The organism is Dyella sp. SYSU CM1112 (genome assembly GCF_058216415.1).
Genome location: NZ_JBZEGI010000001.1, coordinates 349,696 through 364,721, shown reverse-complemented (window position 1 = coordinate 364,721; position 15,026 = coordinate 349,696). Strand labels below are relative to the sequence as shown.

Annotated in this window: 13 protein-coding genes and 1 pseudogene; 5 read left to right on the top strand and 9 right to left on the bottom strand. The window is 59.8% G+C overall.

Features of this window, described 5'->3' with window-relative positions; all coding sequences use genetic code 11:
* Positions 1-80: 80 nt before the first annotated feature.
* From cgtA to AC4HNJ_RS01810, 4 genes are all read right to left on the bottom strand, one after another.
* Positions 81-1,151, bottom strand: coding sequence for an Obg family GTPase CgtA (cgtA, locus tag AC4HNJ_RS01825; protein ID WP_490477811.1), 1,071 nt, complete (start codon positions 1,149-1,151; stop codon positions 81-83).
* Between the two features lie 169 nt (positions 1,152-1,320).
* Positions 1,321-1,578: a 50S ribosomal protein L27 gene (rpmA, locus tag AC4HNJ_RS01820; protein ID WP_490477810.1), complete on the bottom strand. Its 258-nt coding sequence runs from the start codon at positions 1,576-1,578 to the stop codon at positions 1,321-1,323.
* A gap of 20 nt (positions 1,579-1,598) precedes the next feature.
* Positions 1,599-1,913 carry a 50S ribosomal protein L21 gene (rplU, locus tag AC4HNJ_RS01815; protein WP_490477809.1) on the bottom strand — a complete coding sequence of 105 codons (315 nt, stop codon included), beginning with the start codon at positions 1,911-1,913 and terminating at the stop codon, positions 1,599-1,601.
* Between the two features lie 127 nt (positions 1,914-2,040).
* The gene (locus tag AC4HNJ_RS01810; protein WP_490477808.1) at positions 2,041-2,523 is read right to left on the bottom strand and encodes a DUF2059 domain-containing protein; all 483 of its coding nucleotides are present in this window, start codon (positions 2,521-2,523) and stop codon (positions 2,041-2,043) included.
* Positions 2,524-2,719: 196 nt separating this feature from the next.
* On the opposite strand from AC4HNJ_RS01810, the gene uvrA reads away from it, so the two are divergent.
* From uvrA to AC4HNJ_RS01790, 4 genes are all read left to right on the top strand, one after another.
* Complete coding sequence (gene uvrA, locus AC4HNJ_RS01805) at positions 2,720-5,623, top strand: excinuclease ABC subunit UvrA (protein ID WP_490478086.1); 2,904 nt, start codon at positions 2,720-2,722, stop codon at positions 5,621-5,623.
* Positions 5,620-6,051 carry an acyl-CoA thioesterase gene (locus tag AC4HNJ_RS01800; protein WP_490477807.1) on the top strand — a complete coding sequence of 144 codons (432 nt, stop codon included), beginning with the start codon at positions 5,620-5,622 and terminating at the stop codon, positions 6,049-6,051. Before uvrA ends, AC4HNJ_RS01800 begins: the two co-directional genes overlap by 4 nt.
* 146 nt (positions 6,052-6,197) lie before the next feature.
* Positions 6,198-7,655, top strand: a complete 1,458-nt coding sequence (locus AC4HNJ_RS01795) for a DUF4139 domain-containing protein (protein ID WP_490477806.1) — start codon at positions 6,198-6,200, stop codon at positions 7,653-7,655.
* Between the two features lie 18 nt (positions 7,656-7,673).
* Complete coding sequence (locus AC4HNJ_RS01790; RefSeq protein ID WP_490477805.1) at positions 7,674-8,432, top strand: enoyl-CoA hydratase/isomerase family protein; 759 nt, start codon at positions 7,674-7,676, stop codon at positions 8,430-8,432.
* 23 nt (positions 8,433-8,455) lie between these two features.
* Here the strand turns inward: AC4HNJ_RS01790 and AC4HNJ_RS01785 are convergent, their stop codons facing one another.
* The 3 genes and pseudogenes from AC4HNJ_RS01785 to bamJ all read right to left on the bottom strand — a co-directional run bounded on the left by AC4HNJ_RS01785 (position 8,456) and on the right by bamJ (position 10,933).
* The gene (locus tag AC4HNJ_RS01785) at positions 8,456-9,304 is read right to left on the bottom strand and encodes a sulfurtransferase (protein WP_490477804.1); all 849 of its coding nucleotides are present in this window, start codon (positions 9,302-9,304) and stop codon (positions 8,456-8,458) included.
* Positions 9,301-10,082, bottom strand: a pseudogene (locus AC4HNJ_RS01780) (NUDIX hydrolase). Before AC4HNJ_RS01780 ends, AC4HNJ_RS01785 begins: the two are co-directional and overlap by 4 nt.
* A gap of 101 nt (positions 10,083-10,183) precedes the next feature.
* Positions 10,184-10,933, bottom strand: a complete 750-nt coding sequence (bamJ, locus tag AC4HNJ_RS01775; RefSeq protein ID WP_490477803.1) for a BamJ family beta-barrel-assembly machinery protein — start codon at positions 10,931-10,933, stop codon at positions 10,184-10,186.
* 342 nt (positions 10,934-11,275) lie between these two features.
* Between bamJ and AC4HNJ_RS01770 the strand changes: the two genes are divergently transcribed.
* Complete coding sequence (locus AC4HNJ_RS01770; protein WP_490477802.1) at positions 11,276-12,058, top strand: enoyl-CoA hydratase/isomerase family protein; 783 nt, start codon at positions 11,276-11,278, stop codon at positions 12,056-12,058.
* A gap of 95 nt (positions 12,059-12,153) precedes the next feature.
* Here AC4HNJ_RS01770 and AC4HNJ_RS01765 read toward each other — a convergent pair whose 3' ends face one another.
* Positions 12,154-12,996 carry a DUF1684 domain-containing protein gene (locus tag AC4HNJ_RS01765; RefSeq protein ID WP_490478085.1) on the bottom strand — a complete coding sequence of 281 codons (843 nt, stop codon included), beginning with the start codon at positions 12,994-12,996 and terminating at the stop codon, positions 12,154-12,156.
* A gap of 158 nt (positions 12,997-13,154) precedes the next feature.
* Complete coding sequence (gene mutL / locus AC4HNJ_RS01760) at positions 13,155-14,987, bottom strand: DNA mismatch repair endonuclease MutL (RefSeq protein WP_490477801.1); 1,833 nt, start codon at positions 14,985-14,987, stop codon at positions 13,155-13,157.
* Positions 14,988-15,026 lie beyond the last annotated feature (39 nt).

Sequence of the window (15,026 nt, the reverse complement as noted above, 5' to 3'; positions counted from 1 at the left end):
AAAGAACCGTCTTTATAACCTTTATTGCAAGGTCCGCCCCTCACCTTGCTCCCCTCCAAAAAGGAGGGGGTGTAAAGCGTTCAAGGCTCGTCGCGCAAGCGCACATCGCTTGGCAGCATATCCGTACGGCCTTCGCGCGTCTCGCGCTGTGCTTCGAAGAAACGCTGGATCTGCTGGCACACAGTCAGGGTGTTTTCGCGTGCGATGGCGGAAACCAGAAACCAAGGCTGAGCCCAACCCAGACGCTTGATGATCTCCTCCGCCACGGCCTGACGTTCGTCCGATGGCAGTACATCGGCCTTGTTGAGCACAAGCCAGCGCGGACGATGCAGCAATTCGGGATCGAATTTCTCTAGCTCGTGTTCGATCGCGTGCACTTGCTCCACCACATCGGAACCGTCGATGGGAGCGATGTCCACGATGTGCAACAACAAACGTGTGCGCGCGACATGACGCAGAAACTGAATACCCAGCCCAGCGCCTTCCGCAGCGCCTTCGATCAGACCGGGAATGTCGGCGATCACGAAACTCTGGTCGGTACCGAGGCTGACCACGCCCAGATTCGGATGCAGGGTGGTAAACGGATAATCCGCCACGCGCGGCGTCGCCGCCGATACCGCACGAATGAAAGTCGACTTGCCCGCATTCGGAAAGCCGAGCAGACCGACGTCGGCCAGCAGCTTCAGCTCCAGCTTTAGCTCGCGCACTTCGCCCGGCGTGCCCGGCGTGGCTTTGCGCGGCGCGCGGTTGACCGAGCTCTTGAAGTGGATGTTGCCCAGGCCACCCTTGCCACCCTGCGCAACCAGCAGACGCTGGCCGTGCGCGGTAAGGTCGCCGATGATTTCATCCGTGTCGACGTTGGTGACGACGGTGCCGACGGGCACGCGGATGGAGGTATCTTCGCCACCCTTGCCGTACATGTCGCTGCCCATGCCGTTCTGACCGCGCTGCGCCTTGAAGCTGCGCTGGTGGCGGAAATCGATCAGGGTGTTCAGTCCCTCGTCTGCCACCAGCCAGACCGAACCGCCCGAGCCGCCGTCGCCGCCATCCGGACCGCCGAACGGAATGAATTTTTCGCGACGGAAGCTGATGCAGCCGTTGCCGCCGTCACCGGCCTGGACTTTGATGATCGCTTCGTCGACAAATTTCATGAGATGGCATGCCGGGCATCGTTAATCGGGAATCGTACCTTCATGGATGTCATTCCCGCGAAAGCAGGCATGACATTCCAGGAAAGGGGGGAATCGGTTGGGGACGATTCCCGCCTATAAAACAAAAGCCCCGCCAGGGCGGGGCCTTTGTTGCAACGGGAGGCCTGGATCAGGCCTTGACCACGTTGACGTACTTGCGGTTGTTCTCGCCGCGGGTCTTGAATTCGACCACTCCATCGACCAACGCATAGAGCGTGTGGTCACGGCCCAGGCCCACGCCGGTACCGGCATGGAACTTGGTGCCGCGCTGGCGCACGATGATGTTGCCGGCCTCGATGGCCTGGCCGCCGTACATCTTCACGCCGAGATATTTCGGGTTCGAATCGCGACCGTTGCGGGATGAACCTACGCCTTTTTTATGTGCCATGACTGTTTACTCCGGCTGTATCAGGCGTTGATGCCCGTGATCTCGACTTCGGTGAAATGCTGACGATGTCCCTGCTGCTTCTTGTGATGCTTACGGCGGCGGAACTTGATGATGCGGACTTTATCGGCGCGGCCGTGCTTGCGCACGGTGGCGCTTACGGTGGCGCCGGCAACGACCGGAGCGCCGACTGTGACGGTCTCGCCCGAACCGACCAACAGCACCTGGTCGAACTTCACGCTGGCGCCTTCTTCGGCGTTCAGCAATTCCACGCGCAGGACGTCGCCCTGCTGGACGCGGTACTGCTTGCCACCGGTCTTGATGACTGCATAACTCATGGGAATGGCCCTTCTGTCGTTATTCTCTTGGGTTCACCGCGCCCGCTCGCGAGCGCAGTGAACTGAGGATTATAGCGAGGCAGTGCTTTTCTGGTCAATCATTGACCACTTGGCCGGGAAGGCTCGCTCACTGTCCCGGATCCCCACTGCCCTGGGCGTTGCTGGTGCCTGGGCAGCGCCCCTGGGCGTCGAGCTTTCCTTCCTTTTGGAGCTCGGAAAACATGTCCGCAGTACGCTGGCGCCCCCATTGCTGGCCGCTCTGAGCGGCCTCGGCCATGGTGGCTGGCATCTGGGCAACCAGCTTCTGCCCCAGCGGGGAGCGGTAGAACTTGATCAGCCCTTCCACCTCTTCAGCCGTAAAATGATGCTGGTAGGCCGGAATCATTGCAGCTGTAAGTTGTTCCACGCCATTTTTGTCGATGTAGGTCTGCCAGTAGGTGGCCGGTATGCAGGGAAGCTCCTGGCTCATCATGGCCGCCATCTGGTTGTTCATGACGGTGAACTGTCCCGGTACGTTCATCACCTGCATCAGCTCCCGCACCTGCGCCTCGGTGGGTTGTGCCGCAAAAACGGGGCCGGTCGCCAGCGCCGCGCATAGCCCCACGCCCATCAGCCATCTGCCAGCCATACGCCACCCTCGCATCAGAATTCCAGGAACCAGCCAGCGAGGATAGTCGCGTGCCTGTCTGCTGCCTAGGGATGAATGGAAATGCTGACACCACGTTGTCAGCAGGCTTACTCCCCCGCCGTGGGGACGTGGCGCAGTCACTTGGTATAGTGGACGGTCACCCAAATACTTCAGCGTGATGGACACCATACGCATCCGCGGCGCTCGCACGCACAATCTCAAGAACATTGACCTGGACCTGCCTCGCGACCGGCTGATCGTGATCACCGGTCTCTCGGGTTCCGGCAAATCGTCCCTGGCCTTCGACACCATTTATGCGGAAGGCCAACGGCGCTATGTCGAATCACTGTCGGCTTACGCACGCCAGTTCCTGTCGATGATGGAGAAGCCGGACGTCGACCATATCGAAGGTCTGTCACCGGCCATCTCGATCGAGCAGAAATCCACTTCGCACAACCCCCGCTCGACCGTCGGTACGATCACCGAAGTGTACGACTATCTGCGCCTGCTCTATGCGCGCGTCGGCACCCCTCGCTGCCCTGACCATGGCATACCGCTGGAAGCGCAGACAGTCAGTCAGATGGTGGATACCACGCTGGCCCTGGATCCGGAAAAGCGTTTCATGCTGCTCGCCCCCGTGATCCGCGAGCGCAAGGGCGAGCATGTCCAGGTATTCGAGCAGTTGCGTGCGCAAGGCTTCGTGCGTGCGCGGGTGGACGGTGCCGTCTACGAGCTTGACGCCGTGCCGCCGCTCACCTTGCGCCAGAAGCACACTATCGAGGTGGTAATCGATCGTTTCCGTCCACGCGATGACATCAAACAGCGGCTCGCCGAATCGTTTGAAACCGCGCTGCGCCTGGGTGACGGCTTGGCGATCGTGGTCGACATGGATGATGCGAAGGCCAGCGAGCAGCTGTTCTCTTCACGTTATTCCTGTCCGGTGTGTGACTACTCGTTGCCGGAACTGGAACCACGCCTGTTCTCCTTCAACTCGCCGGTGGGCGCGTGCCCCACGTGCGACGGGCTGGGCGTGACGCAAGTGTTTTCGCCCGAGCGGGTAGTAAGCCATCCAGAGCTGTCGCTGGCCGGCGGCGCGGTGCGCGGCTGGGACCGTCGCAATGCACATTATTTCCAATTGATCATGTCGTTGGCCAAGCACTACGGTTTCGAGGTGGAAACACCTTGGCAGAAGTTGCCCAAGCCTGTGCAGCAAGCCGTGTTGTACGGCAGCGGCAAGGAAAAAATCGCCTTCCGCTATCTCACGGAGCGCGGCGGCAAGGTGACGCGTGAACACGCGTTCGAAGGCATCCTGCCCAACATGGAGCGACGCTACAAGGAAACCGAATCCCCGGCCGTACGCGAGGAATTGGCGAAGTACATCAGCGACCATCCGTGCCCTGAATGCGGCGGTCAGCGCTTGAACCGTTCGGCGCGCCATGTGTTCGTGGCCGATCAGGCGCTACCTTCTTTGACTTCGCGCTCCATCGACGATGCCGTGACATTCTTTGAAACACTCACGCTCACCGGTTGGCGCGGCGAGATCGCGGTGAAGATCGTCAAGGAGATCCGCGAACGCCTCAACTTTCTCAACGATGTGGGATTGAATTACCTCACGCTTGACCGCCAGGCCGACACGCTGTCGGGTGGCGAAGCGCAGCGCATTCGTCTTGCTTCGCAAATCGGCGCGGGTCTGGTCGGCGTCATGTACGTGCTCGACGAGCCTTCGATCGGCCTGCACCAGCGCGATAATGAACGCTTGCTCGGCACGCTTACGCGGCTGCGCGATCTGGGCAATACGGTCATCGTGGTGGAACACGATGAGGACGCCATTCGTGCCGCCGATCACGTCCTGGATATTGGTCCGGGCGCAGGGGTGCATGGCGGCGAAATCGTCGCCCAAGGTTCACTGAAGGATGTGCTTGCGTCGCCTCGCTCGCTCACTGGCCAATACCTTTCCGGCAAGCGTGAAATCAAGATTCCGGAAGAACGCCGCGAACAGCTCGACAAAGATTCGTGGCTGCATCTGCACGGTGCCAGCGGCAATAATCTGAAAAACGTGGACCTGTCGATTCCGGCTGGTTTGTTTACCTGCGTCACCGGCGTTTCGGGTTCAGGCAAATCCACGCTGATCAACGACACGCTGTTCGCCATTGCCGCGTCCGAGTTGAACGGATCGAGCGTTCAACCTGCACCGTACAAATCGGTAGAAGGACTGGAGCTGTTCGATAAAGTGGTGGACATCGACCAGTCGCCGATCGGCCGCACGCCACGCTCCAATCCTGCGACTTATACCGGTTTGTTTACGCCCTTGCGCGAACTGTTCGCACAGGTGCCCGAAGCGCGTTCTCGTGGTTACACCCCGGGCCGTTTCAGCTTCAATGTGCGCGGCGGTCGCTGCGAAGCCTGCGAAGGCGACGGCATGATCAAGGTGGAAATGCACTTTCTGCCGGACGTGTATGTTCCGTGCGACGTTTGCCATGGCAAACGCTACAACCGGGAAACACTCGAGATCCTTTACAAAGGACACACGATTGCCGACGTGCTCGACATGACGGTGGAAGATGCCTCCAAGCTGTTCGAAAATGTGCCAGTGATAGCACGCAAACTCGACACCTTGCGTGCCGTAGGCTTGGACTACATCAAGCTGGGCCAGAGCGCGACCACCCTCTCCGGCGGCGAAGCGCAACGCGTGAAGCTTTCCAAGGAATTGTCCAAGCGCGATACGGGCCGCACGCTGTATATTCTCGACGAGCCCACGACCGGCTTGCACTTCCACGATATCGAACAATTGCTTGATGTACTGCATCAGTTGGTGGATCAAGGCAATACCGTAGTGGTGATCGAGCATAATCTCGATGTGATCAAGACGGCCGACTGGATTGTCGATCTCGGCCCTGAAGGCGGCGCTGGCGGCGGACGCATCCTGGTTGCGGGCTCACCGGAAATCGTCGCGACCACATCCGGCTCGCATACCGGCCGCTTTCTGGCGCCGCATTTGAAGCTCGCCAGAACTGCACGACCGAAGGCCGAGAGTGACAACGGCAACGGCAAAGCCAAACCCAAACGCAAGGTCGCTTCATGAGTACCGCACCTGACACGTCAAGCTCTCAGGCTCCACTGCTCTATACGGCAAGCATCAGTGTTCGGTGGCGTGATCTTGATGCGTTCAATCACGTCAACAATTCCAATTACCTGACCTATCTCGAAGAGGCACGCCTGCAGTGGCTGCAGCGTGTACCCGGCTCGTGGCTCGATGAACATGCCATGCCGGTGATGGCGGCCAGCGAGGTCAATTACCGCCGACCGATCGCATGGCCAGCCCAGTTGCAGGTGGAATTGTTCTGCGCGCGGATGGGCAACAGCTCCATGACAATCGGACATCGCATCGTCGATGCCGCCGATGGCGACAGCTTGTATTGCGATGGACACGTGGTGATGGTGTGGATGGACCCCGCTACGGGGAAGTCCGTGCCGCTGCCGCGGGCGATCAAGGATGCTGCGTCGCGATAAGCGATGCACGGCGATGATGCTGGTTCAAATGACGCCGTCCCTGGCGCCAGCCCTGAAGCGCAAGCGAACGAGGGGCTGAGCAAGCACATACGCCTGCGCGCGTCGCTCGCTATGATCGGGCATGTTATCCGCCAAGGGAGTGCATCATGACGATCAGGCATCGAGCGGTTCTCGCCCTCATCCTTGCCATGCTTGGCGGAACAGCGTGGGCCTTGGGTGCTGATCATGCATCGATGACGCTGTATCGCAGCGATAGCCCTTCTCTCTATACGAGTGGTCCTGACAACGAGAGCAATGAAGGCTATGCGGTAGTGCGGGAACAGCGCACGGTGACCTTGCAGGCTGGCGTGCACGATCTTGTGTTGGGCGATCTGCCTAGCCAACTGGACGCCGAGGCGATGGCGCTTGGCTTTCCCCATGGCGAGGCCAAAGTGCTATCTCAGCGCTTATTGCTCGGCCAGGGCCCCAACGCGGCGCTGATCGGCCTGACAGGCAGCAATATCAACGTGCTTGGCAACACGGGCCAAGTATTGGCGAGCGGCACGCTTCTACGTGCTGGCGAGGATGGGCTGGTTGTGCGCGGACAGAACGGAACGACGCTGATTCGCCAATACGCCGCGGTCAACACGAGCGGCGGTCATTTCCCTACAGGCTCCACTCTGCGTCTGCGCATCGACGCCGCTCGCAGCGGGCAAGCCGATACGGTTCTCAGCTATCCCACTTCTGGCGTTGGCTGGCGGGCGGCTTACGTCGCAACGCTGCGGCCAGGCAATACGTGCAGCATGCAATTCGAATCGCGCGCCAGCATTGCCAACCGCAGCGGTCGCGATTGGCATGACATCCATCTCACGCTGATCGCCGGTGAGCCGAACTTCGCCAAAGCTTCGGCGCCGCGACCGATGATGATGCGTGCCATGGCAAAAACCGCTTCAGCCGAAGCGCTGCCCGAGCAATCATCGCTGGGCGACTATCGCAGCTACACACTTCCCGCGCCGGTCGACTTGCCCGACGGCAGTATCAGCCAGGTACCGCTGTATGCAGCACGCACGCTGGGATGCGAACGCATCGCGCTGTATGAGAACGGAGGCAACTGGCTGCCGCCGCAACCGATGATCAACCGCGATTTCATTCCGGACGAAAACACCGCCATCATTAGCACGCTCCGCTTCACGGCTTTCGACAGCTTGCCCGCCGGCTACTTGCGCGTGCTGACAGCCGATCGCAACGGCGTTCCGCAATTCATCGGGGAAGGCCGCATCACGGACACACCCAAGGGCAACGAAACCACGATCACCTTGGGTACCGCCTTCGATCTACGCGGACAGCGCGAACGCACCCATTTTCATGTGGACACCGCCGGCCGCACCCTGGACGAAGCCTTTCGTATTACGCTCACCAATGCTGGTGACAGCGCTCGCACTGTGACGGTTCGCGAGCACCCGAATCGCTGGCGGCAGTGGACGCTAACTTCATCCAATATAAAACCCAGCAAGCAAACCACCGATACGCTGGAATTCAAGGTTGATGTACCTGCCAATGGCAAGTCCGTGCTCGACTACGCCGTCCGATACGCGTGGACAGCCAACGATCATCCGCAATCCTGACCCCACTCAGAGACGCTTATGCTCCAAATCACTCAGCACGAGGCCGCCGTTGAAATCCAGATGGCGCGGCCACCTGTCAATGCTCTCAATCTGGATCTTTTGCGCGCCCTGCAACGAGCGTTGAAGGACACCGTGCGGGATGGCGCACGCGGTGTCGTGTTGTCCGGTGCACAAGGCATGTTTTCGGCCGGTGTGGACGTGCCGGCCTTGCTGAAGTGCGACCGGTCCGGTGTGCGTGAGTACTGGCGCGAATTCTTTGCCACTTGCGCGGAAATCGCTCACTTGCCTGTGCCGATCGCTGCATCGATCACCGGCCACAGTCCAGCAGGCGGTGCCGTGCTTTCATTGTTCTGCGATTACCGCGTGATGGCAGAAGGCCCTTATCGCATCGGCTTGAACGAAGTCCAGGTGGGGCTGATCGCACCAGACTGCATCCAGATGGCGCTACGCCGTGTGATAGGTGCCTATCGCGCAGAGCGACTACTGGTCTCCGGTGCATTGATCGATGCACAACAAGCCTTGGCCTATGGCTTTGTCGATGAACTCACTGCCGTGGAACAGGTGACCACGCGGGCTCTTCACTGGCTTGGCGAAACACTAGCCCTGCCCTCCCATGCCATGCTCGGAACCCGCCGGATTGCGCGAGCCGACCTGACAAGCACCTATGCGGATGTCGATGCTTTGCCGATCGATGACTTTGTCGACGCGTTTTTCCATCCGCAAACACAGGCTGCCTTGCAGGCGCTGGTCAACAGATTGAAGAGCAAGACGGCGTAGAAAGGCTGAGGGTAGCAGGTGTCTCATGCGTTGCCGGTTGCAACCGGTCGCGAGGGATCGCTGATCCAACCGCTCCAAGACGGCGCATACAGGCGCGAGCCGGCAAGCCCGGCGTGCTCCATTGCCAACAGGTTATGACATGCAGTGACACCGGAGCCGCACATGTGCACTACATGCCCGGGCTCGTAGTCACCGATCACCGCAAGGAACTCCCGTCGCAACTCGGCGGGAGATTTAAAGCGACCGTCCGGCTGCACGTTGTCGGTGAACGGACGATTGGCCGCGCCTGGTACATGACCCGCAGCCCGATCAATGGGCTCCAGGTCGCCGCGATAGCGCGGCGTGGCCCGTGCATCGATCAGCAGATCGTTCGACCTATCGGCAATCGCCGCATGATCAAGCAAAACCTGGCGAGCTTCGTAACGCACGCTGACCTGCGTGGGCTGTCGCGGAGGGATTTCTTCCGATACCGGCAATCCTGCCGCTTTCCACGCCGCATAGCCTCCGTCGAGGACGGCGACTGCATGTTCCCCACACAACCGCAACAGCCACCATAAACGCGCTGCCGCCAATGAACCATTGCTGGCGTCGTAGCACACCACTTGCATACCGGGTCGCCAACCCCATCGGCCAAGCACGCCGGAAAAAGCCTCTTCGGTTGGCAATGGATGCCGTCCTAGGCCCATGCTCACGCGACTGAGATCGGAAAGATCACGATCCAGATTGGCGAACACAGCACCCGGGATATGCCCCGCCCGATAATCGCGTTCGCCTTTCTCCGGATCGGCAAGGTCATGGCGGCAATCGACAATCAGCACGCCTTCTTGCAGCAGCGTGGCGAGTTCCTCGGCGGCGATCAAGGTGCTTTTCATGACTGCTCCATCCTCTGCAAAAAGTTCTGCAACATGGCTGCGGTAGCGCCCCAGATTCGATGCCCGTCGTAGTGGAATTCCACCATGTCGCGCCGATGGCCCCGGTAGTCCATGACATAGCGCCGCAAATTGTCTGGCTGGAGGAAAAACGACAAGGGCACCTCAAACACCTCAGCCACTTCACCAGGTGCAGGCTGGAACCTAGCCTCTTCGGCAATGCGGGCAACCACCGGTGTAATGCAAAAGCCGCTGATGGTCTCGAAGCAATCCAGATAACCCAGCGGCGTCACCAGCGCCCGATTCAATCCAATCTCCTCTTCGCTTTCACGCAATGCGGTAACTACCGCATCGGCATCCGAAGGATCGGAACTTCCGCCCGGGAAAGCCACTTGCCCGGCATGCGAACTCAGATGATCCGTCCGTACCGTGAAGACCATCCGAGGTGGCCATTCGCCACGCAATCCGATCAGCACAGCGGCAGGCCGGCGCACCACGTCGCCAAGCAGCTCGGCCATTTCGGCATGGTTCCAACCGGGTGCAACCGGCGGCTGCGACAGCGGGCGCAAAGCGCGCAGCAAAGACTCCATCACGCCGCTCCGCGCGATGGCAGCACCACATCCATGTAATGAGCCCTCTCGGTATCGCTCATGCTGCGCCAGCGGGCAATTTCGTCGCCAGTGCGATAACAGCCCTGGCAATAGCCAAGCATATCGAGCCGGCAAATACCTACGCACGGACTCAAGATAGCTTGGGGGGAAGGTGAGAAATCGTTCGACATGCCTCTCACATGCTAGCGCATGGGCAGGCATGCGTCAGAACTTGCCGGGGATTTTTAGACGATGGGAGCCAGGAACAGGAGCCCGCAAGAGGAAAAAATTCTCAGGGCCCGGGGGCATTCGGGTCCGGCGGCTTGATATCCAATAACTCAATGTCGAATACCAGCGCCTGATTGGGGCCGATTCTCGGCAGTGCACCATCTTCGCCATAGGCAAGCTGCGGAGGAATGACAACTTTCCAGCGATCGCCGACGTGCATGCGTGGGATGACGTATTGCCAGCCCCGGATGACTTTATTGACGGTGAAACTCGCGGGCGCGCCACGCGCCCAGGTGCTGTCGAATTCCGTACCGTCGATCAGCATGCCGCGATAATTGACGGTTACCAGGCTATCGATGCCTGGATTGATCTTGCCCGTACCCTTCTTGATGACCGAATACTGGATGCCCGAGGGTAGCTGAATCACACCCGGCAGCGTGGCGTTATGCGCCATGAACTCGGCGCTCTTGTGCGCGTTCTCGGCCGCAATGTGCTTGTATTCGGCCATCGCCTGCTCATGCATGCGCTCACCAAGGCCCACCAGCTGCTGGTACATCTCTTCCTTCGGCACCGCCGGCGGGCGCTTTGCATACGCGTCCTCGATCGCCTTCTGCAGTACCGCCATGTCCACCGGCAGATCACCGTCGGAGAACTGCGTCCCGATGCGATAACCGATCGCGTACGAAAGCTTGTGCCGGTCGAGCTTTATCACCGGTGGTCGCGATCTCGGATTGGACGACGCCGGTCCCTGCGCTTGAGCCGTGCATACGGCAAGCAGCAGAAAAACCGAAACCACCCAACGCTTATGTGCCATTACCTTCTCCACGACGCAAAGCTTACCCAATGCCATCAGGCGGTCCGCTCAGTTCAAGCGGCCACCGTACGGGATAAGGAACCCGCACAGACTACCTGGAGACATGGGGCAGGTTCTTAAGCATACGGCGAAAGTCGCCATCCTAAGCGGTTCCCGCATTCGATGCAGCAGCAAAGGCGCCGGAACCGCCATGAAACCATTCAAGATCTGGAACGGTAACGGGCGTCAAAAGCACCGTCCACCCACCCTGCAGAAACATCGAACAAGATCTAAGAAAACCGCGAGGCGGCAAAGGTTCCCACTGCTAAAATCCGTGCTTTACGTTCAATTCCGGAGTCCGCTGTGGCTTATCGCAACCTCGAAATCGGCAATCGGGACGCCGTCCGCATCATCACCGTCAATCGCCCGGACAAGCTCAATGCGCTCAATCGCGAAACCTTGAACGAGCTGACGCTAGCCTTCACACAGGCGTCGCAGGACGATGGCGTGCGTGCCGTTATTTTGACCGGGGCTGGCGACAAGGCCTTCGTGGCCGGTGCCGATATCGCCGAGATGAATGGTTACGCCCCGGTGCAAGCCCAAAGTTTTTCTCGCACCGGACAACGCCTTATGAGCACGATCGAGCGGCTCGGCAAGCCGGTCATTGCGCGCATTCAGGGCTTTGCGCTGGGTGGCGGCATGGAACTGGCGATGGCCTGTCATCTACGCGTTGCCAGCGACAAAGCCAAGTTCGGCCAGCCCGAAATCAACCTGGGCCTGATTCCTGGCTTCGGCGGTACCCAACGCTTGCTGCGTCTTGCCGGGCGCGGCGCTACGCTGGAACTGTGCCTGACCGGCAGCACCATCTCCGCGCAGCGCGCCTACGAATTGGGCGTGGTCAACTGCGTCGTGGCTCATGAAACCCTCGACGAACATGTGCATGCGCTCGCCGACCTGTTAGCCGCCGCCGCACCCTTGGCCGCTGCCGGCATCCTGGATGCTGTACTGCAGGGCGGCGAAATGTCGCTGGATCAGGGGTTGGAATTCGAAACCCAGGCGTTCGCGCTAGCGTTCGCAACTGAAGACATGCGGGAAGGTACTAACGCGTTTCTCGAAAAACGCAAACCCACGTTCAAGGGAAAATAAGAAACAAGGGATCAGTGGGACAAGAAAACAGGCCGCAATGACAAGTGCGCCTTTATGAGGCGCACTGACGCTACGTGGCCCCATCCCCTTGAGGATCAGTGGCCGCCGCGATATTTCTTCTCGCCCGCCGTAATACGCAGATCGAGGCGATTTTCAGGTGGCGCGAGCGGGCATGTCGCGAATGGCGTGAACGCACAAGGCGGGTTGTAGGCCTTGTTGAAATCCAATACGACTTTGCCGTTCACCGGCAGCGCGGCATAGAGGAATCGCGCCGCGCCATAGGTTTCGTGTCCGGACGTCCGATCAGCCAGCACGAAAAAGAGGTCGCCGCCAGGTTCTTCCTGGTAAGGCAACAATTCATAGGTGTGTCCACCATGTGTGAACACCGCCTTGCCTGGTACCTTCACAGTATCGATGGTGCCGATCACCGAACCGATCTGCAGGTCATGCAGTGGATTGAAAGGCACCCAGTCCGCCACGATGCGCCATGACGGATCGATTGGAAAATAATCGATGCCCAGGAAGTGCTCGCGGGTAGCGGCCCTGGAATCTTTGACTCGCAGCGCTTTGCGGCCATCTCGATCGATCACGTAGAAGCTCGTGGTATCGAAAGCCACTGTCGTCGGCACTTCCTTGCCGGTGACGTGCGCATCATCGACCAACGTAGCTTCCGGCACATGCGCGCCATCGACCGTTGCGTCGATTTCGTCGGCCAGCTTGAAATGGATATGCCCTGCCTGATCAAGCGTGATAACGCCCAGGTGCGCAGGCGCTGTCTGAAGAATCACATCGTTATCCGAGGCGCTGCCAACTTTGTTGGCCCCTTGCTGCAGCCACTCCAAGCCACTGAGGCTGAGCCAGCCTTCCGGCGCGGTCAAACGCGCGACGCGTTCGGCACGCCACGTCTCGATGCTTTGCTGGTAAGCATCCGAAGACATCGCTTGTTGGGAAGAATCAGCATGCACGAGAGCAACTCCACTACTAAGGATCAGTCCTGCCAGAACGTTACGCCACATGGGGTTGGCTCCGCGCGTTGCAAGCAAAGAAGGATAGGGCCCGAGTATCGGTATCCATTTACATGCTGCACAAGCACTTCTTAACGACCACGTAGAAAAAGCTTATCCAATTCTGTCATGCCCAACTGCACCCAGGTAGGGCGTCCATGGTTGCACTGGCCGGAGCGTTCGGTCGCTTCCATCTCGCGCAACAATGCGTTCATTTCAGGAAGGGTGAGACGCCTGCCGGCACGCACCGAGCCATGACAGGCCATGGTGGAGAGAAGTTCGTTTTCCAGTTCCTGCAGCTGACGCGAGCTTCCATGCTGCGCCAACTCGCCCAGCACGCTACGCGTGAGCTCGGCGACATCCGCCCCTTCCAGCAAGGCAGGGATACGACGCACCACCACGGCGGAAGGACCGCTGCGTGACAGCTCCAGCCCCCAATCGGCCAGTGCTTCGCCATGCTCTTCCGCTGCGGCAGCTTCTTTGGTGCTCACCGGAACGGACAGCGGCACCAGCAGCATCTGCGAACGGAGATTGCTGCAGGCTCGGCCAGATTTCAGCTTCTCGTAGGTAATGCGCTCGTGCGCCGCATGCATATCGACGAGCACGAGCCCGAATGCATTTTCGGCAAGGATATAGATCGTCTTGAGCTGGGCGATGGCGTAGCCCAATGGCGGCACATCGCCTTCATCAGCGGCAAGTGGCATGGATTGAGTCGGCGCAATCACCGGACGAGCGACAGCTGCTTCGCCCAGCAAGGCCGCGTAATCTGCCAAGGGCGTCTCGCGCACGCCAAGCTGGAGACGACTCTGCGCCGCTGCCCCACCACCCCAGTTGCCCGTCTGCACTGCAATCGCTGTTGCACCGCTCGCCGATACGCCAGCCGGTAAGGACAGGGACGGGCTTTCTACCGGCACGGCATATCCGGCGCGTGTCTCAGCAAGGGCTTCGTGCAGGGTCCTGAATAGAAAATCGTGTACCAGCCGCTGCTCGCGGAAACGCACTTCGCTCTTGGCGGGATGCACGTTGACATCGACACCGGCGGGATCCAGCTCAAGATAAAGCACAAACGCAGGATGCCGTCCGTGAAACAGGACGTCCGCGTAAGCCTGCCGGACGGCATGCGCTACCACACGATCCCGAACCAGGCGGCCATTGACGTAAAAGTACTGCGCATCCGCTTGCGGACGTGAGGCTGTCGGCAACCCTACCCAGCCCGACAAACGCATGCCCGCTGCAGCATGATCGATGCGCAGACTCTGCTGTGGAAATACTTCACCGATCACCTCGGCCACCCGCGCCAGCATAGACTGGCTGTCGCGTGCCGCTTTCCAGATCCGCAGTGATTTCCCGTTATGGCTTAATCGAAACTCCACCGTACCGCGCGCCAATGCCAGTGATTTGAGCAAGTCATCGACATGGGCAAATTCCGTACGCTCTGCGCGAAGAAATTTGCGTCGGGCGGGAACGTTGTAGAACAGGTCGCGCAGTTCCACCGTGGTGCCCTGCGGATGCTGAGCGGGACGCGCTTCTTGCATGCGGCCACTATCGACTTCAATACGGAAGGCATTGTCGGCTCCACGCAAACGAGATGTCATCGCAAAACGGCCCACCGAAGCCATCGATGCCAATGCCTCACCGCGAAATCCCATGCTCGCGACATGCTCGAGGTCGTCGAAACTCCCGATCTTGCTCGTCGCATGTGAGGCTACCGCCAATGGCAAGTCCTCGGCGGCAATGCCATCACCATCGTCACGTACGCGAATCAGCCGTGCGCCACCCAGTTCGATGTCGATGTCGATACGTGTGGCACCTGCATCCAGGCTGTTTTCGACCAACTCCTTGACGACCGAGGAGGGACGTTCGATGACTTCGCCGGCAGCGATCTGATTGATGAGCTCAGGAGGAAGCGGGCGGATTCGTGACATGGGGCGCAAGCTTAGCAGTGCATGCCCAGGTCAGCCCAC

What these genes read in the sequence shown, in the direction of transcription:
- cgtA (WP_490477811.1), bottom strand. Translation starts at nt 1,151, where the DNA reads ATGAAATTTGTCGACGAAGCGATCATCAAAGTCCAGGCCGGTGACGGC.
- rpmA (WP_490477810.1), bottom strand. Translation starts at nt 1,578, where the DNA reads ATGGCACATAAAAAAGGCGTAGGTTCATCCCGCAACGGTCGCGATTCG.
- rplU (WP_490477809.1), bottom strand. Translation starts at nt 1,913, where the DNA reads ATGAGTTATGCAGTCATCAAGACCGGTGGCAAGCAGTACCGCGTCCAG.
- AC4HNJ_RS01810 (WP_490477808.1), bottom strand. Translation starts at nt 2,523, where the DNA reads ATGGGCGTGGGGCTATGCGCGGCGCTGGCGACCGGCCCCGTTTTTGCG.
- uvrA (WP_490478086.1), top strand. Translation starts at nt 2,720, where the DNA reads ATGGACACCATACGCATCCGCGGCGCTCGCACGCACAATCTCAAGAAC.
- AC4HNJ_RS01800 (WP_490477807.1), top strand. Translation starts at nt 5,620, where the DNA reads ATGAGTACCGCACCTGACACGTCAAGCTCTCAGGCTCCACTGCTCTAT.
- AC4HNJ_RS01795 (WP_490477806.1), top strand. Translation starts at nt 6,198, where the DNA reads ATGACGATCAGGCATCGAGCGGTTCTCGCCCTCATCCTTGCCATGCTT.
- AC4HNJ_RS01790 (WP_490477805.1), top strand. Translation starts at nt 7,674, where the DNA reads ATGCTCCAAATCACTCAGCACGAGGCCGCCGTTGAAATCCAGATGGCG.
- AC4HNJ_RS01785 (WP_490477804.1), bottom strand. Translation starts at nt 9,304, where the DNA reads ATGAAAAGCACCTTGATCGCCGCCGAGGAACTCGCCACGCTGCTGCAA.
- bamJ (WP_490477803.1), bottom strand. Translation starts at nt 10,933, where the DNA reads ATGGCACATAAGCGTTGGGTGGTTTCGGTTTTTCTGCTGCTTGCCGTA.
- AC4HNJ_RS01765 (WP_490478085.1), bottom strand. Translation starts at nt 12,996, where the DNA reads ATGTCTTCGGATGCTTACCAGCAAAGCATCGAGACGTGGCGTGCCGAA.
- mutL (WP_490477801.1), bottom strand. Translation starts at nt 14,987, where the DNA reads ATGTCACGAATCCGCCCGCTTCCTCCTGAGCTCATCAATCAGATCGCT.